The 18682-nt window shown below is 77.1% G+C and carries 2 protein-coding genes and 2 pseudogenes; all 4 read right to left on the minus strand.

Annotation, left to right across the window (positions count from 1 at the left end):
- Positions 1–95: 95 nt before the first annotated feature.
- Positions 96–3104 (minus strand): annotated as a pseudogene (locus WDV06_RS17320) (type I polyketide synthase); the annotation flags it as partial.
- 115 nt (positions 3105–3219) lie between these two features.
- The gene (locus WDV06_RS37345; protein WP_463668218.1) at positions 3220–9891 is read right to left on the minus strand and encodes a type I polyketide synthase; all 6672 of its coding nucleotides are present in this window, start codon (positions 9889–9891) and stop codon (positions 3220–3222) included.
- 9 nt (positions 9892–9900) lie between these two features.
- Positions 9901–15534, minus strand: a pseudogene (locus WDV06_RS37350) (type I polyketide synthase); the annotation flags it as partial.
- Between the two features lie 61 nt (positions 15535–15595).
- A complete protein-coding gene (locus WDV06_RS17330) occupies positions 15596–18682 on the minus strand; it encodes a type I polyketide synthase (RefSeq protein WP_395510653.1) in 3087 nt (1028 codons plus the stop codon).

Raw genomic sequence — 18682 nt, forward strand, 5'->3', positions numbered from 1 at the left:
CCCCCCCCCCCCCCCCCCCCCCCCCCCCCCCCCCCCCCCCCCCCCCCCCCCCCCCCCCCCCCCCCCCCCCCCGGGGGCCGCCGGGCGCCAGGGGGTCAGCGGGCGCCGGCCGCGGCCAGCAGGTCCGTGATGTGTCCGGCGATCCGTCGCGGCGAGGGCTGGCGCAGGACCAGGTTGGCGCGGAGTTCGAGCCCGGTCGAGGCGGTCAGGCGCTTGCTGAGCTCCGCCGAGAGCAGGGAGTCGAACCCGATCTCCTTGAACTCCTGGTCGGGGGAGATCGTGGCGCCGGAGGCGTGTCCGAGCACGAGGGCCACCTTCTCCAGGACGTGGGCGAGGACGAGTTCGCGCGCCTCCTGCCCGGAGAGCGCGGCGAGCCGGTCCGGCAGGGGGACGGTGCGGTCCTCGTCGGCGGGGCCTTCCGGAGCGGGGACCTCCGCCTCCACCGCCGTACGCGAGGGGGCCAGCCAGTACCGCTGCCGCTGGAACGCGTACGTGGGCAGGTCGGTGCGGGGGCGCTCGCCGAAGAGCGCGCTCCAGTCCACGGCGCCGCCGTGGGCGTGGAGGCGGGCCAGCGAGCCGAGCACGGACTCGACCTCGTCGCGGTCGCGCCGGGACGAGGACAGCACCAGGGCGTCGTCCAGGTCCTCGGTGATCTCCTGGACCGGGAGGGTCAGCACGGGGTGCGGGCTCATCTCGATGAACACCCGGAACCCGTCGTCGGCCAACCGCCGGACGGAGGATTCGAAAAGGACCTTTTCGCGCAGGTTGTCGTACCAGTACTCGGCGTTCAGCCGGGTGGTGTCGATGACCTCGCCGTACAGGGTGGAGCAGAAGGGGACCTGCGACGGCCCCGGCCGCACTCCGGCCAGGGGGCCGGTCACGCGGTCGCGGACCCGGGCCACCTGGTGGGAGTGGGAGGCGTAGTCGACGGATATCCGCCGGGCCTGGACGCCGTCGGCGCGCATCTTCTCGACGAACTCGTCGAGCGCGTCCGGTTCCCCGGACACCACGACCGCGCCGGGTCCGTTGACGACGGCGACGTCCAGCCGGCCGCTCCACGGGGCGAGCCGCGCGGCCACGACGTCGGCGGACTCCGCGACCGAGGCCATCCCGCCGTGGCCGATCAGGTCCACCAGGGCCTTGCTGCGCAGGGCCACGATCCTGGCCGCGTCCCGCAGGGACAGCGCGCCGGCGACGCAGGCCGCGGCGATCTCGCCCTGGCTGTGGCCCACCACCGCGGCCGGCTCCACGCCCCAGGAACGCCACAGGCCGGCCAGGGAGACCATCATCGCGAACAGCGCGGGCTGGACCACGTCCACCCGGTCCAGGGACGGCGCCGCCGGCGCACCGTGCACCACGTCGAGCAGCGACCAGTCGACCCATTCGGACAGGGCGGCCGCGCAGGCGTCGAGGTGCCGGGCGAAGACGGGGAAGGTCGCGTACAGCTGCCGGCCCATCCCGGCCCACTGCGAGCCCTGGCCGGGGAAGACGAAGGCGACTCCCCCGGGCTTCGCGGCCACCGCGCGCACCACCGCGGGGGATTCGGCGCCCCGGCCGAGCGCGGCGAGGCCGTCCAGCAGCGCCTCGCGGCCGCGCCCCAGCACGACCGCGCGGTGCTCGAACCGCGAGCGGGCCGACACCAGCGAGGCGCCGACGCCGACGAGGTCGGCGTGCGGTGCGCCGGCGAGGAAGGCGGCCAGCCTGGCCGCCTGTCCTTCGAGGGCGGCCGCGCTCCTGCCCGACAGCACCCACGGCACCAGCCCGCCGGCGACGTCCGGGCCGGGGCCGGGGTCCGCCGCCGGCTCCTGGGGCGGGGCCTCCTCCAGGATGACGTGGGCGTTGGTGCCGCTGACGCCGAACGAGGAGACCCCGGCCCGGCGCGGGCCGTCCGGCCGGGTCCACTCCCGCCCCTCCACCAGCAGTTCGATCCCGCCGGAGGACCAGTCGACGTGCCGTGAGGGCGCGTCGACGTGGAGGGTGCGGGGCAGGTGGGCGTGGCGCATCGCCATCACCGCCTTGATGACCCCGGCGACGCCGGCGGCGGCCTGGGCGTGCCCCATGTTCGACTTCAGGGAGCCCAGCCACAGCGGCCGGCCGCCGGCCCGGTCCTTGCCGTAGGTGGCGAGCAGGGCGCCGGCCTCGATGGGGTCGCCCAGCACGGTTCCGGTGCCGTGGGCCTCGACCAGGTCCACCTCGGCGGCGGTGACCCCGGCGTTGGCCAGGGCCCGCCGGATCACCTTCTCCTGGGCGCGGCCGTTGGGGGCGGTCAGGCCGTTGCTGGCGCCGTCCTGGTTGACGGCGGAGCCGCGGACGAGGGCGAGCACCGGGTGGCCGTGGCGGCGGGCGTCGGAGAGCCGCTCCAGGAGCAGGACGCCGACGCCCTCGGCCCAGCCGGTGCCGTCCGCGCCGTCCGCGAAGGCCTTGCAGCGGCCGTCGGGCGAGAGCGCGCCCTGCCGGGCGAACTCCACGAACGCCGCGGGCGAGGACATCACCAGCGCCCCGCCCGCGAGCGCCATCGAGCACTCCCCCGCGCGCAGCGACTGCACCGCCATGTGCAGGGCCACCAGGGAGGACGAGCAGGCCGTGTCCAGGGACACCGCCGGGCCGGTCAGGCCCAGCTCGTACGCGACCCGGCCGGAGGCGACGCTCAGCGAGCTGCCGTACAGAAGGTAGCCCTCCAGCTCACTCTGCCCGGCCTCCAGGAAGCGCCACCCGTACTCCGTCGAGCTCACCCCGGTGAAGACCCCGACCTCGGTGCCGCGGACGTCGGCGGGGACGATGCCGGCCCGCTCGAAGGCCTCCCACGAGGTCTCCAGCAGCAGCCGCTGCTGCGGATCGGTGGCGAGGGCCTCGCGGGGGCTGATGCCGAAGAACTCGGCGTCGAAGCCGGCCGGGTCGGCCAGGAAGCCGCCCTGGCGGACGTGGGCGCTGCCGGGGGCGTCGGGGTCCGGGTCGTACACGTCCCGCCAGCCGCGGTCCTCGGGGAAGGCGTCGACGACGTCACGGCCCTCGCGGACCACCTCCCACAGGTCCTCGGGCGAGGACACGCCTCCCGGGTAGCGGCAGGCCATGGCCACGACGGCGATCGGCTCGCCACGGCCGGCCCTGAGGGCCTCGTTCTCCTGGCGGAGGCGGTCGCGTTCCTCCAGGAGCGTGCGGAGCGCCCGCTGGACCCGGTCCGCGCCCTCCGCCGTCTGATCCGCGGAGTTGGTCATGTCACTACCTCTTCTCATCCAGGGCCAGGTCGAGCAGGGCGTCCAGGTCCATGCCCGCCAGTCCGTCCGCGCCGGCGGCCTCGTCCGCCGGCTGCGCGGCGCCGTCCCCGGGCGTCCGCGCGGGCGCCTTCGCGCACGCCAGGACGGCCTCCAGGACGCCGGCCCGGCGCAGGGCGTCGATCGAGACGGTCCGCAGCGCTTCCCTGATCTCCGCGTCCCGGGCGGGGTCCGCCTCCGGGGCGGGGTCGTGCGCCCCGGAGGCGGGACGGAGCAGGCCGAGGAGGTGCAGGCCCAGCTCGCGGGGTGTCGGGTAGTTGAAGACGAGGGTGGACGGCAGGCGCAGTCCGGTCGCGGCGGCCAGGCGGTTGCACAGCTCGACGGCGGTCAGCGAGTCGAACCCGAGCTGGGTGAACGGCTGGTCGGCGTCGACGGCCGTGCCCGCCGGGTGGCCGAGGACGACGGCGGCCTGGTCGCGGACCCAGTCCACGGCGGCGGCCTCCGCCTCCGCCTCCGGCAGGGTCCCCAGCCGGGCGACGGGGCCGGCGGCCCCGGCCGTGGCCGCACGTGCCCGGCGGGGGCGGGCGCCCTCGGCGAGGCCGCGCAGGAGCGGCGCCGGCGCCCCGCCGCCCCGCAGGGCCGCGAGGTCCACCCGGGCCGGGACGAGGACCGCCCGGTCGCTCGCGCACGCCGCGTCGAACAGGGCCAGGGCCTCGGGGGTCGGCATGGGGGCGATGCCCATCCTCCGGAGCCGGGAGAGGTCGGCCCGGCCCAGGTCCTCGGTCATCCCGCTGCTCTGTTCCCACCAGCCCCAGCACAGCGAGGTGCCGGGCAGCCCGGACGTGCGGCGGCGGGCCGCCAGACCGTCGAGGAAGCCGTTGGCCGCCGCGTAGTTCGCCTGTCCGGCGGTGCCGAGCGTGCCGGCGAGGGCGGAGAAGAGGAGGAACGCCGACAGGGTGTGCCCGCGGGTCAGCTCGTCCAGGTGGACCGCCCCGGCCACCTTGGCGCGCAGGACGTCGTGCAGGCCCTCCGGGGTCAGCGACTCGACGGTGCCGTCCGCCAGTACGCCGGCCGCGTGGACGACGGCCGTCAGCGGCCGGCCGGCGGGCAGGTCCGCGAGCAGCCCGGCCACGGCGGCCCGGTCGGCGATGTCGCAGGCCACGACCCGGACGGCGGCGCCGGCCGCCTCCAGCTCCGCGACCAGCGCGGGCACCCCGTCGGCGGCCGGGCCCCGACGGCTCGCCAGGACCAGGCTGCGCACGCCGCGTTCGGCGACCAGGTGCCGGGCCACCAGCGAGCCGACGCCGCCGGTTCCGCCGGTGATCAGGACGGTGCCGCCGCCGAAGTCCTCGCCCAGGTCGAGGACCAGCTTGCCGGTGTGGCGGCCCTGGCTCATCTCGCGGAACGCGGTGCGCGCGTCGCGGACGTGGCGCACGGACACCGGCCCCGGCCGCAGGCGGCCGTCGGCGAACAGCTGCATGACCTCCCGGAACATCACCTGGAGGGCGTCGGGTCCGGCCGAGCCGTAGAGGTCGAAGGCCCGGTAGTCGACGCCGGGGTGGTCGGCGGCCACCTGGCGGCCGTCGCGGATGTCGGTCTTGCCCATCTCGATGAAGTGGCCGCCGCCGGGGAGCAGTTCCAGGGAGGCGTCGACGAAGGCGTGCGCGAGGGAGTTGAGGACCACGTCCACGCCGCGGCCGCCCGTGGAGTCGAGGAACTTCCGGACGAAGTCCAGGTCGCGGGAGGACGCCAGGTGGGCGTCGTCCAGGCCTTGGGCGCGCAGGGCGGGCCACTTGGCGGGGGCGGCGGTCGCGTACACCTCGGCGCCGGCGTACCGGGCGAGCTGGACGGCGGCCGTGCCGACGCCGCCGGCGGCGGCGTGGATGAGGATGCGCTGCCCCCTCTCCAGGCGCATCACGTGGAAGAGGGCGTAGTAGGCGGTGAGGAAGGTGCTGGGGACGGACGCCGCCTCGGCATGGCTCCAGCCGTCGGGGACGTGGGTCAGCAGGCGGTGGTCGGCCACGGCCACCGGGGCGAAGGCGCCGGGGAAGATGCCGGTGACCCGGTCGCCGGGCCGGAAGGCGGTCACGTCGTCCGCCGTCTCCAGGACGACGCCGGAGCCCTCGCTGCCGAGTCCGGCGTCGAAGTCCGTCCGGTCGATGAGCCCCAGGGCGATCGTGACGTCGCGGAAGTTGAGGCCCGCGGCCCGGACGGCGATACGGACCTGTCCGCTCTCCAGGGGCGCCTCCACCTCGGGGCAGGGCACCCACGTGAGGTTCTCCAGGGTGCCCCGCCGCGGGATGCCCAGGCGGTACGCGCCCCGTGCGGGCGGTTCGAGCCGCAGGTCGGCGGCCGGGGCCGGGGCCAGACGGGGGACGAGGTACGCGCCGTCGCGCAGGGCCAGCTGGTCCTCGTCGAGCCGCAGGGCGCCCGGGAGCGCCGCGCGGGAGCTCTCCTCGTCGTCGACGTCGACGAGCCGGAACCGGCCGGGGTGCTCGGTCTGGGCGGAGCGGACCAGACCCCATACGGAGGCCCCGGGGAGGCTGTCGACGCCCTCGGCCGCGCCGGTGGCCTGGGCCCGGCGGGTGAGCACCACCAGGGTGGATCCGGCGAGACGTTCGTCGGCGAGGAACCGCTGCACCAGGTCGAGGACGCGCTCGGCCGTCCCGCCGACGGCGGGGACGGGGCCCGGCTCCCCGGCGGGGACGAGGCCGTCCACGGGGAGCACGAGGTGGCGGGGGGCGTCCTCGCCGGAGGGGACCTCGGCGAGGGAGGTGTAGAGGGTGGCGTCGCCGCCGCCCGCCCCGGCGAGCCGGGCGGCCGGGCCGTCCCCGGCGCCGAGCACGCCCCACGGCGCGGGGGCGCCGTCCCCGGGCTCCGGCGGGGCGGCGACCCAGTCGAGGGCGTACAGGGGTTGCCCGCCGCCCGCGCCCGCCGGGCGCACCTGGTCGGCGGTGGCGGGGCGGAAGGTCAGCGCGTCGACGCGGGCGACCGCGCGGCCGCGTTCGTCGGCGACGTCCAGGGCGACGACGCCCTCGCCCGAGGGGGTGAGCCGGACGCGGACGGTCGGGCCGCACGTCCCGGTGAGGGTCGCGCCGGACCAGGAGAAGGGCATCCAGCCCTGTTCGTCGGTGACGGTGAGGACGCCGCCGACGACCACGGCGTGGAGGACGGTGTCGGTGAGCGCCGGGTGCAGGGCGAACCCGTCGCCGGCCGCCGCCCGGGCGTCCTCCGGGAGGGTGGCGAGGGCGAAGAGCTCCTCGCCGCGCCGCCAGACCTCGCGCAGGCCGCGGAAGGCCGGGCCGTAGTCGAAGCCGCGGTCGGCGAGGGACTCGTAGAGGCCGTCGAAGGGGAGCCGTTCGGCGCCGGCCGGGGGCCAGGCGAACAACGGCCCGCCGGCCGGGGCCGGGGCCTCGGCGCCGGCGGGGGCCGGGGCGAGGGTCGGGGCAGCGCCCTCGGCGCCGGCCGGGGCTGGGGTCAGGGCCGGGGCCTCGGCGCCGGCCGGGGGCGGGGTCAGGGTGCCGTGGGCGTGGCGGGTCCAGGCGCCGGTGTGCGCGCCGTCCCCGGCGGGGCGCGCGTACACGTCCAGGGAGCGGCGTCCGTCCTCGTCCGGCGCGCCGGCCACGACCCGGACCTGGACGCCGCCCTCGTCGGGCAGGACCAGGGGGACCTCCAGGGAGAGTTCCGTGACCGCCGGGCAGCCGAGGCGCTCGCCCGCCGACAGCGCCAGGTCGAGGTAGGCGGTGGCGGGGACGACGGCCGAGCCGAACACGGCGTGGTCGGCGAGCCAGCCGTGGGTGCGCAGGGACCACAGGCCGGTGAAGACGGTCTCGTCGGTGCCGGGGTGGTCCAGCGAGGCCCCGAGCAGCGGGTGGTGTGGGGAGGACAGGCCGGCGGAGGCCACGTCGGCGGTGGCCGTGCCGGCGAGGAAGTCCAGCCAGTGGCGCCGGCGCTGGAAGGCGTACGTGGGGAGGTCCACGGGCGGCTGCGTGCCGGTCAGGGCGGCCCAGTCCACGGAGGCGCCGCGGACGTGCAGTCCGGCGAGGGCCGCGGCCAGGCCCTCGGCCGTGCCCCGGTCGCGGCGCGAGGAGGCGATGACGTGGGCGTCGGCGCCCTCGGCGGCGAAGGAGTCCTTGGCGAGGCCGGCGAGGGTCGAGCCGGGTCCGACCTCGACGAAGACGCCGGCTCCGGCGGCGCGGGCCTGGTCGACGGCCTCGTGGAAGCGCACGGGTGCGCGGACGTGGTCCACCCAGTGCGCGGCGGAGGTCAGTTCCCGGAGCGTGGCCTCCCGGCCCAGGAGGGTGGAGACGACCGGGATCCGCGGCCCGTCGCCCGCGGTGAGGGCGGGGAGGGCCGCCGCGAACTCCTCCAGGACCGGGTCCATGAGCGGGGAGTGGAAGGCGTGGTCGAACGGGAGGAGCTTGGCCGAGCGGCCGTCGGCGACGAGCCGGTCGCGCAGGTCGTGGACCTCCTCGCGCAGGCCGGAGACCACCACCGAGTCGGGGCCGTTGACGGCGGCGACGCCGGTGCGGGCGTAGGGGGCGAGCAGGGCGCGGACCTCGGCCTCGGAGGCGCGGACGGCCAGCATGGCGCCGCGTTCGGTGACGGCCTGCATGGTGCGGCCGCGGGCGGCCACGATCCGGGTGGCGGTGTCCAGGTCGAGGGCCCCGGCCACATGGGCGGCGGCGATCTCGCCGACGGAGTGTCCGATGAGGCGGTCCGGGCGCGGGCCGAACCGGGTCAGGGTCCGGTAGAGGGCGACCTGGAGGGCGAACAGCGCGGGCTGCATGACGTCCGTGCGGTCGGCGCCCTCGGGCTCGTCGGCCAGGAGGAGGGGCTTGAGGGGGAACGGGAGGTGCACGTCGAAGCGGGCGCAGACCTCGTCGAGGGCCTCGGCGAAGACGGGGAAGGCGGCGCACAGGTCGCGGGCCACGCCGGTCCACCGGGCGCCCTGGCCGGGGAACATGAAGACGGTGCCGCCGCCCCCTTCGGTGGCCGCGCCGGTCACCACGGCGGGGTTCTCGGTGCCCGCGGCGAGGGAGGCGAGGGCGTCCAGCAGGCCCTCGCGGTCACGGCCCAGGACGACCGCGCGGTGTTCGAAGGCCGACCGGCGGGAGACCAGGGAGGCGGCGACGGCGGCGGGGCCGGCCCCCGGGTCGTCGGCGGCGAAGGCGCGCAGCCGCTCGGCCTGGGCGCGCAGGGCCTGCTCCGAGCGGGCCGACAGCACCCACGGCAGCAGGCCGACGGCGCCGGCCGGGACCCGTTCGGCGGGCTCGGGGGCGTCCTCCTCGGGGGCCTGTTCCAGGATGAGGTGGGCGTTGGTGCCGCTGGCGCCGAAGCCGGAGACGCCGGCCCGGCGGGGGCGTCCCGGCGCCGTGGTCCACTCGCGGGCCTCGGTGAGGAGTTCGACGGCGCCGGCGGACCAGTCCACGTGGGTGGAGGGGCGGTCGACGTGCAGGGTGGCGGGCATGACGCCGTGCCGCATCGCCATGATCGTCTTGATGATGCCGCCGACGCCCGCCGCGGCCTGGGTGTGGCCGATGTTCGACTTCAGCGAGCCCAGCCACAGGGGGTTGCCCGGCTCCCGGTCCTGCCCGTAGGTGGCGAGGAGGGCCTGAGCCTCGATGGGGTCGCCGAGGGTGGTGCCGGTGCCGTGGGCCTCCACCACGTCGACCTCGTCCGCCCGGACGCGGGCGTTGGCCAGGGCGGCGCGGATCACCCGCTGCTGGGCGGGACCGCTGGGGGCGGTCAGGCCGTTGGAGGCGCCGTCCTGGTTGACGGCGGAGCCGCGGATGACGGCCCAGATCCGGCGGCCGGCCCGGCGTGCGTCGGAGAGCCGTTCGAGGACGAGCATGCCGACGCCCTCGGCGAAGCCGGTGCCGTCGGCGGCGTCGGCGAAGGCCTTGCACCGGCCGTCGGGCGACAGGCCGCGCTGGCGCGCGAACTCGCGGAACACCTGCGGGGTCGCCATGACGGTGACCCCGCCGGCCAGCGCGAGGGAGCACTCTCCCTGCCTCAGGGACTGCACGGCCTGGTGCACGGTCACCAGCGAGGAGGAGCAGGCGGTGTCGGTGGAGACGGCCGGGCCCTCCAGGCCCAGGGTGTACGCCACCCGGCCCGAGGCCACGCTCAGCAGGGAGCCGGTCTGCGCGTAGCCCGCGATGACCTCGGGGGTGTGGTGGTGGTTGCCGTAGCCGAAGTACGCGATGCCGGCGAAGACGCCGGTGTCGCTGCCGCGCAGGGTGTGCGGGTCGATGCCGGCCCGTTCCAGGGACTCCCACGAGGTCTCCAGGAGCAGCCGCTGCTGCGGGTCGGCGGCCAGCGCCTCGCGGGGGTTGATCTCGAAGAACTCGGCGTCGAAGTCGCCGGCGCCGTCCAGGAACCCGCCCGAGCGGGTGTAGCAGGTGCCGGGGTGGTCCGGGTCGGGGTCGTAGAGGCCCTCCAGGTCCCAGTGGCGGTCCTGCGGGAAGTCCGAGACCACGTCGGCGCCGGCCCTGACGAGGTCCCACAGCTCCTCCGGGGAGCCGACGCCGCCCGGGTAGCGGCAGGCGACGCCCACGACCGCGATGGGCTCGGCGGCGGCGTCCGTCAGCTCCTGGAGGCGTTTGCGCGTCTCGATCAGCTCGATCGACGTCCGCCGGAGGTAGTCGAGGACCTCGGCGCCGTTGTCGTTCGTCATCGCTCTCCCCTAGCCGAGCTCTTGGTCCAGCAGCGCGAGGAGTTCTCCCGCTGAGGCCGACGTGATCTGGTTGACGAGGGCGGCCGGTGCTCCGGCGCCCGCCATCGAGCGGACTCGGCCCTGGAGGTCGCCGAGCAGCGTGGAAATGGTGGTGCGGTCCTCTTCCGCGAGCCGGAGGAAGGCGTCCTCCAGCCGGGAGCCCAGCCGTTCGATCTCCTGGGCGAGGGCGTGGGCCGGGGACGGCGGGGCCGCGGATTCGAAGGCGAGGCCCGCGAGCAGGAACTGCGCGAGGGCGGCCGGGTTCGGGTGGTCGAAGACGAGCGTGGCGGACAGCTTCAGACCGGTCACCGCCGACAGCTTGTTGCGCAGTTCCAGGGCGGTGAGCGAGTCGAGTCCCAGTTGCTTGAACGCCGCGTGCGGGCCGATCCGGGCGGTGTCGCGGTGGCCGAGGACGAGCGCGGTCTGCGTCCGGACCGCGTCGAGGAGCGCCGCCCGCGCCTCCTCGGGGGGCAGGGACGCGAGCCGCTGCGCCAGGGCCGGTTCGGTGTGGCCGCCGTCCGCCGGTCCCTCGGCCGGGCCCTGGGGGGCGCCGCCCAGCGCGGCCAGCAGCGGGGAGACGGCGCCGGGGGCGGCGGGGTCCAGCCGGGCCGGGACCAGGACGGGCTCCTCCCGGGAGAGGGCCAGGTCGAAGAGGGCGAGCCCGTCCGAGGAGGCCAGCGGCAGGACGCCCTGCCGGCGCAGGCGTACGACGTCGCCGTCGGCGAGGCCGGCGACCATCTCGCTGCGCTCGGCCCAGAAGCCCCAGCACAGGGAGGTGGCGGGCAGTCCGCCGGCCCGGCGGGCCTCGGCCAGGCCGTTGAGGAACCCGTTGGCCGCGGCGTAGTTGGCCTGTCCGGCGGTGCCGAGGACGCTCGCGACCGAGGAGAACAGCACGAACGCGGAGAGGTCCAGGTGCCGGGTCAGCTCGTGCAGGTGCCAGGCGCCGCGGACCTTGGGCGCGAGGACCTCGGTCACGCGGTCCTCGGTCAGCGTCTCGACGACGCCGTCGGCCAGCACGCCCGCGCAGTGGACCACCGCGCTCAGCGGGTGCGCGGACGGTACGGCGGCGAGGAGCGCGGCGACGGAGTCGCGGTCGGCGACGTCGCAGGCGACGACGTCCACGTGCGCTCCGGCCCCGGTGAGCTCCTCGCGCAGCGCGGCCGCCGCCGGGGCCTCGGGGCCCCGCCTGCCGGCCAGCAGCAGCCGGCGCACGCCGTGCCGCTCCACCAGGTGGCGGGCGAGCCGCGCGCCCAGGCCGCCGGTGCCTCCCGTGATCAGGACGGTGCCGGAGCCGAGGGCCGGTACGCCGTCCGGGGCGCCCTCGGCGCGGGCCAGGGCCGGGGTGGTCGCCCCTCCGGCCCGGAGCCGGATCTGGGGCGCGCCGGAGGCGGCCGCCGCCGGGAGGGCGGCGAGGGAGGCGGGCGCGGCGTCGGTGTCGACGAGCGTGAAGCGGCCCGGGTTCTCGGTCTGCGCGCTGCGGACGAAGCCCCAGACGGCGGCCGCGGCCGGGTCGGTGGGCGCCGCCGGGTCGTCGCGGACCGCGTCGCGGGTCACGAAGGCCAGGCGGGAGCCGGCGAAGCGGTCGTCGGCCAGCCACTCCCGGGTGCGGCGCAGGACGGAGTGCAGGGCCCGCTCGACGCGGGCGGGGGTGTCGGCGGGGTCGGTGTCGCCGTCCGCGAGGCCGGCGGGGGCGAGGACGACGGGTGGCACCGGCCCGTCCGAGGCGGCGAGTTCGCCCAGGTCGGCGAAGACGCGGGCCTCCTCGTCCGGGGCTGCGGGGACCGCGTCGGGGGTGGCCAGGACCGCGTACGCGGCGGGGGCCGGGGCGGCGGGAAGAGGGCGGGGGGTCCAGTCCACGCGGAAGAGGGAGTCGTGGGCGGCGAAGCCCAGTGCGGTCAGTTCCCCGACATCGGCGGGGTGCAGGGTCAGTGCCTCGATGCCGCCGAGGGGGGTGCCGGCCCCGTCGGCGAGGGACAGGGACAGGGTGTTCTCCCCGGCGGGCGCGAGGCGGACGCGCAGGACGCCGGGGCCGGCCGGCTCGGCCCGCAGGCCGGTGGCGCGCCGGGGCAGCCAGCCCTCGGGCCGGGAGGCGTCGGTGATGCCGCCGAGCCCGGCGGGCAGGAGCGCGGCGTGGAGCAGGGCCGGGTGCAGGCGGTAGCGGCCGGCCGCGCCGTCGGCGGCGGGCAGCTCCACCTCCGCGAGGAGGGTGTCGCCGTCGCGCCACACCGCGCGCAGGCCGCGGAAGAGGGGCCCGTGGCGCAGGCCCAGGGCGGACAGGCGGGCGTACTCGTCCTCGAACGGGACGGGGGCCGCGCCGGCGGGGGGCCAGGCGCCGCGGAGGTCGTCGGGACGGCCGGGCGCGGGTCCGGATCCGACGGCGCCGACGGCGTTGCGGGTCCAGCCCTCTTCGCCCTCGCCCCGGGAGTGGACGCCGATGGTCCCCTCACCGTCGACGAGCACGCGGATCTCGCGCTCGCCCGTGCGGGGCAGCACCAGCGGTGCCTCCAGGGTGAGTTCGGCGACGGCGTCGCCGCCCGCCCGGTGGGCGGCCCAGAGGGCCAGTTCCAGCAGGACGGGGGCCGGTACCAGGACGGCGCCGTGGACCGTGTGGCCGGCGAGCCAGGGGTGGCGTTCGAGGGAGAGCCGGCCGCCGCCCGCGACGCCGCCGGTGGCATCCCGGCCCGCGGGCAGGTCGAGGACCGCGTCGAGCAGCGGGTGGTCGGAGGTGGTCGCGCCGGCGCCCTCGGCGGGGGTGTCCAGCCAGTAGCGCCGGCGCTGGAAGGCGTAGGTGGGCAGTTCGGTGAACGGGCCCACCGGGTCCGGGAAGGCGCTCTGCCAGGTGACCGGGGCGCCCGCCACGAAGGCCTCGGCCGCCGAGTGGTGGAAGCGGGCGAGGCCGCCCTCGCCGCGGCGCAGGGTGCCCACGGCGAGGGCGTCGGCGCCCGCGTCGTCGAGGGTCTGTTCCACACCGACCGTCAGGACCGGGTGGGCGGAGACCTCGACGAAGAAGCGGAAGCCCTCCGCGGCGAGGGCCCGGGTCGTCTCCTCGAAGCGGACGGTCCGGCGCAGGTTGGTGTACCAGTAGTCGGCGTCCAGGCCGGTGGTGTCCATGCGGCCGGCGGTGACGGTGGAGAAGAAGGGGACCTGGGCGGGGCGCGGCCGCAGCCCGGCGAGCAGGCGGCCGAGTTCCCCGCGGATCGCCTCCACGTGCGCGGAGTGGGAGGCGTAGTCCACCGGGACGCGGCGGGCGCGGATCCCCTCGGCCTCGCAGGCGGCCAGGAGGGCGTCCAGTGCGGCGACGTGGCCCGAGACCACCGCGGAGGAGGGGCCGTTGACGGCCGCGACGGACAGGCCGTCGGTCAGCCGTGCGCGCAGGGCCTCGACGGGGAGCTCGACGGACACCATCCCGCCGAGCCCGGACAGGGCCAGGATCGCCTTGGACCGCAGCGCCACCACCTTGGCGGCGTCCTCGACGGAGAGGGCGCCCGCGACGCAGGCGGCGGCGATCTCGCCCTGCGAGTGGCCCACCACGGCCCCGGGCCGCAGCCCGTACGCGCGCCACACCTCGGCGAGGGAGACCATGACGGCCCACAGCACGGGCTGGACGACGTCCACCCGCTCCAGGGCCGCGGCGTCGTCGAGCACCTCGTGGAGGGACCAGTCGACGTGGGGGGCCAGCGCGTCGGCGCACTCCCGCATCCGGCGTGCGAACACCGGGGAGGAGTCCCACAGTTCACGGCCCATCCCGGCCCACTGCGATCCCTGGCCCGGGAAGACGAACACCGTCCCGCCGGCGGGCCCGGCGGTGCCGGACACCACGCCCGCGCCGGCGCTCCCGTCGGCGCTCCCTTCGCCGGCGGCGGCCGTCAGGGCGGCGAGCAGGTCGTCGCGGCCGGCGCCGAGGACCACCAGGCGGTGGTCGAACAGCGAGCGCGTGGCGACCAGCGCGTGCCCGACGCCGTCGAGCGGCAGGCCGGGGTGGGCGGCCACCTGGTCCCGCAGCCGCAGGGCCTGGTCCCGCAGGGCCTCCGGCGACCGGGCGGACAGCACCCAGGGCGCCGGGGAGGGGGCGGCGCCCTCCTCCGGCGCGGGCCGCTCTCCGGGCGCGGGCCGCTGCTGCGGCGCGGCGTCCACCCGGGGCGCGGCGTCCACCCGGGGTGCCAGGCCCTCCCGGGGCGTGGCGTCCGCCTCGGGTGCGGCGTCCGCCTCGGGTGCGGGGGGTTCCTGTGGTGCCTGTTCGAGGATCAGGTGCGCGTTGGTGCCGCTGATGCCGAAGGCGGACACGCCGGCCCGCCGCGGGCGCCCGGGCGCGCCGGTCCACTCCCTGGCCTCGGTCAGCAGTTCCACCGCGCCGGCCGACCAGTCCACGTGCGTCGACGGGCGGTCCACGTGCAGGGTCCTGGGGAGCACCCCGTGCCGCATCGCCATGATCATCTTGATCATCCCGCCGACGCCCGCGGCGGCCTGGGTGTGGCCGATGTTCGACTTCAGCGAGCCCAGCCACAGTGGGCTCCCCGGCTCGCGGCCCTGCCCGTACGCGGCCAGCAGCGCCTCCGCCTCCATGGGGTCGCCCAGCGTGGTGCCGGTGCCGTGCGCCTCGACCGCGTCCACGTCGGCGGCCGACAGTCCGGCGTCGGCCAGGGCCGCCCGGATGACCCGTTCCTGCGCCAGCGGGTTCGGCGCGGTCAGCCCGTTGGAGGCACCGTCCTGGTTGACCGCCGAGCCGCGGATCACCGCCAGGACGCGGCGCCCGGCCCGCAACGCGTCGGAGAGGCGTTCCAGGACGAGCACGCCCGCGCCCTCGGAGAAGCCGGTGCCGTCCGCCGCGTCGGCGAAGGCCTTGCACCGCCCGTCGGCGGACAGGCCGCGCTGGCGCCCGAGTTCCACGAGCACGCCCGGGGTGGGCATGGCCGAGACCCCGCCGGCCAGCGCCAGCGAGCACTCCCCCGACCGCAGGGACCGCACGGCCTGGTGGACGGCGACGAGGGAGGAGGAGCAGGCGGTGTCGGTCGACACCGCGGGCCCCTCCAGGCCCAGGACGTACGCCACGCGCCCCGAGGCCACGCTGGTGTAGGTGCCGGGGAGCGCGTAGCCCTCGACTTCGCCGGCCGCCGCCCCGCCCATCCGCGGGCCGTAGTCGACGGCGTAGATCCCGGTGAACACGCCGGTGGCCGAACCCCGCAGGCCGGCCGGGTCGATGCCGGCGCGTTCCAGCGCCTCCCAGGAGGTCTCCAGCATCAGCCGCTGCTGCGGGTCCATGGCGAGGGCCTCGCGCGGGCTGATGCCGAAGAACGGCGCGTCGAACTCCGCGAGATCGGGCAGGAACCCGCCGGCGCGCGCGTACGTCGTGCCCGGCGCCCCGGGCTCCTGCGCGTACAGGGCCTCGAAGTCCCAGCCGCGGTCCCGCGGGAGGGGGCCCATCGCGTCCACGCCGTCGGAGACGACCTGCCACAGCCCTTCGGGGGAGGTCACCCCGCCCGGGAAGCGGCACCCCGCGCCCACGATCGCGATGGGCTCGCGCGCGGACTCCTCCAGCTCGCGCACCCGCTCGCGCAGCTCCCGCGCGTCGCCCACGGCGCGTCGCAGGTAGGAGCGGAGCTTGTCGACGTCCTCCACCAGGGCCTCCCCCAAACCGTTGCTCACTCGTACGGGTGCGGTTGCGCGGTTACACGTATCCGCGGTCGATCAGCTCGTACAGGTCGTCCAGATCGCCGTCACCGGGAGGTTCCGGGACGGTCTCCTCCGGTGGCGCGGGCTCCTCGGGAGCCTCGGGCGCGAGGAGGGAGAAGAGGTGGCGGGCGAGCGCCCGGGGAGTGGGGTGGGTGAAGGCGACGGTGGCCGGGAGCCGTACCCCGGCCGCGGCCGCGAGCCGGTTGCGCAGCCCCACCGCCAGCGCGGAGTCGAACCCCAGGTCCTTGAAGGTCTCCGTCGCCCGTGCCGCGAGGGCGGCGCCCGTCAGCCCGGCGGTGCCCGTGGCGGCGCCCAGCAGGGCCGCCGTCTCGCCGCACACGAGGGCGAGGACGGCACTCTCGGAGCCCAGGTCCACCGCGGGTGCGCCGTCCCCGCCGGGGCCGTGCGCGTCGGCGGCGGACGGCTCCGGGGCGGCCGTCAGCCAGTACGGCCGGCGCCGGAAGGGGTAGGTCGGCAGGGCGGTCCGGCGGGGCCGGTCCGCGGCGAACGCCTCCTCCCAGCGGGCCGGTACGCCGCGTACGTGCAGCTCGGCCAGGGACGCCAGGACCGCGCCCGTGCTCCCGTCGTGCTTGTTCAGGGTGCCCACCACCACCGGCGAGGCCCCCAGGGCCTCGGCCGTCTCCTCGATCGCCACGTGGAGGACCGGGTGGGGGCTGACCTCGACGAAGGTGCCGTAGCCCTGCTCGACGAGGCGCCTGGTGGCGGCTTCGAAGCGGACCGTCCGCCGCAGGTTGCGGAACCAGTAGCCGGTGCCCAGTTCGGCCGGGTCGACCGGGCCGCCGGTCACCGTCGAGAAAACGGCCGCAGTCGCGGGCCGGGTGGTGACCGGACCTACTCCGTCCGTCAGTTCGGCCTCGAACCGGTCCAGCAGCGGCGAGTGGCCGGGGACGGTGGACCTGATCAGCCGGGCCCGGACGCCCTCGGCCTCGCAGGCCGCGACCAGTTCCCGCACCGCCCCGGTCTCCCCCGACACGGTGGTGGAGTTGGGGCCGTTGACGGCGGCGATGCCGACGCGCTCGCCCCACCGCCCCAGCAGCTCCCGTACCCGGCGTTCGGGCAGCAGGATCCCGGCCATCGCGCCCTGCCCGGCGACGGTGGCCAGCAGCCGGGAGCGCAGGGCGACGATCCTGGCCGCGTCCCGGAGGCCGAGGACGCCGGCGACGTGGGCCGCGGCGATCTCGCCCTGGGAGTGGCCGACGACCGCGTCGGGGGTGACGCCCAGCGAGCGCCACACCTGGGCCAGGGAGACGAGCATCGCGAACAGGGCCGGCTGGACGACCTCGATCCGGTCGAGGGACGCGGCCTGCTCCGCCCCGGTGAGCACGTCCACCAGTGACCAGTCCACGTGCGGGGCCACTGCCTGCGCGCACGCGTCGACCGAGCGGGCGAAGACCTCCGACTCCTCGTACAGCCGCCGGCCCATGGCCGGCCACTGCGAGCCCTGGCCGGGGAAGACGAAGACGACGGGGCCCGCCGGGCCCGCGGCCTTCCCGCGGACCACCCGGGCGTCGTCAGCGCCCTCGGCGAGCCGGGCGAGGGCGTCCAGGGCCTCGTCGCGGCCGGCGCCGAGCACCACCGCCCGGTGGTCGAACCGCGTGCGCGTCACGGCCAGCGAGTGGCCCACGTCGGACACGGACAGCGCCGGGTCGGCGGCCACCAGGTCCCGCAGCCGCGCCGCCTGTTCCCGCAGGGCGGGCTCCGAGCGTGCGGAGAGCACCCACGGCAGTACGCGCGGGGTCCGGTCCGCGCCGGCCGGACGGGGCTCCGCGGGCGTCCGGGGGGCCTGTTCCAGGACCACGTGGGCGTGGGTGCCGCCCATGCCGAACGCCGACACGCCCGCGCGGCGCGGCCGGCCGGGGGCGTCCGGCCAGGGGCGGGCGGCCCGCAGCACCTCGAAGTGCTCGTGGAAGTCCTCGATGGCGGGGTTCGGGGAGCGGAAGTTCAGGCTCGGCACCAGGTGGGCGCGGTCCAGGCAGAGCGCCGCCTTCACGAGGCCGACGATGCCGGCGGCCGGCTCCAGGTGTCCGACGTTGGTCTTCACCGAGCCGATCACCAGGGGGCGTTCGCGGCCGGTCGCGCGGAACACCTCGCGCAGGCCCGCCGCCTCGGCCGGGTCGCCCATGCGGGTGCCGGTGCCGTGGGCCTCGACGTAGTCGACGCTGTCGAAGTCGACGTCCGCGCGGGCGAGGGCGGCCCGTACGGCGGCGGCCTGCCCGGCGGGGCTGGGGTCGGGCATCCGGGTGGAGGACCCGCCGCTGCCGACGGCCCAGCCGCGCACCACGGCGTAGACGTGGTCGCCGTCGGCGAGGGCGAGGTCGAGCCGCTTGAGGAGGACAAAGGCCCCGCCCTCTCCTCGGGCGAAGCCGTTGGCCCGCTCGTCGAAGGTGAAGCAGCGGCCGTCGGGCGACAGGGCGCCCAGGTTCGCCAGGCCCGCTCCCGCCGCCGGGTCGGCGATCAGGTGGACGCCGCCCGCCAGGGCCGTGTCGACGGCCCCGGCGCGGATGCGGTCGCAGGCCAGCGCCAGGGCGACCAGGGAGGAGGACTGGCCGGAGTCGGCGCAGAAGCTCATGCCGCGGACGTCGAACAGGGCGGAGATCCGGTTGGCGATCATCGCCCCGTTGGAGCCGAGCGCGGCGTAGTGGTCGTCCCGGTCGGTTCCGGAGAGCCTGCGCAGCAGGTCGTACCCGGACGGCGCGGTGCCGACGACCACGTCGACCTCGCGGCCGGCGAGCGCGTCCGCCGGGACGCCGGCGTCCTCGACGGCCTCCCAGGCGAGCTCCAGCCCCAGCCGCTGCACCGGGTCCATGGCGGCGGCCTCTTCGGGTCCGGTTCCGAAGAACCCGGCGTCGAAACCGTCGATGGAGTCGAGGAAGGAACCCCGGTCCAGGACGGCCGCGTCGGGGTGGGACCCGTGGTCCGGGCCGGCGGCCCGGGACGCGGGGAACGTGCCGACGGTCGAGCCCCCGTCGAGCAGGAGGCGCCAGAACGCGCTCGGGCTGTTCACGCCGGGGAACCGGCACGACATCCCGATGACGGCGATGTCGGCGGCTGCGCCACTCAT

The sequence above is a fragment of the Streptomyces racemochromogenes genome (assembly GCF_044129415.1).
GTDB lineage: Bacteria > Actinomycetota > Actinomycetes > Streptomycetales > Streptomycetaceae > Streptomyces > Streptomyces racemochromogenes_A.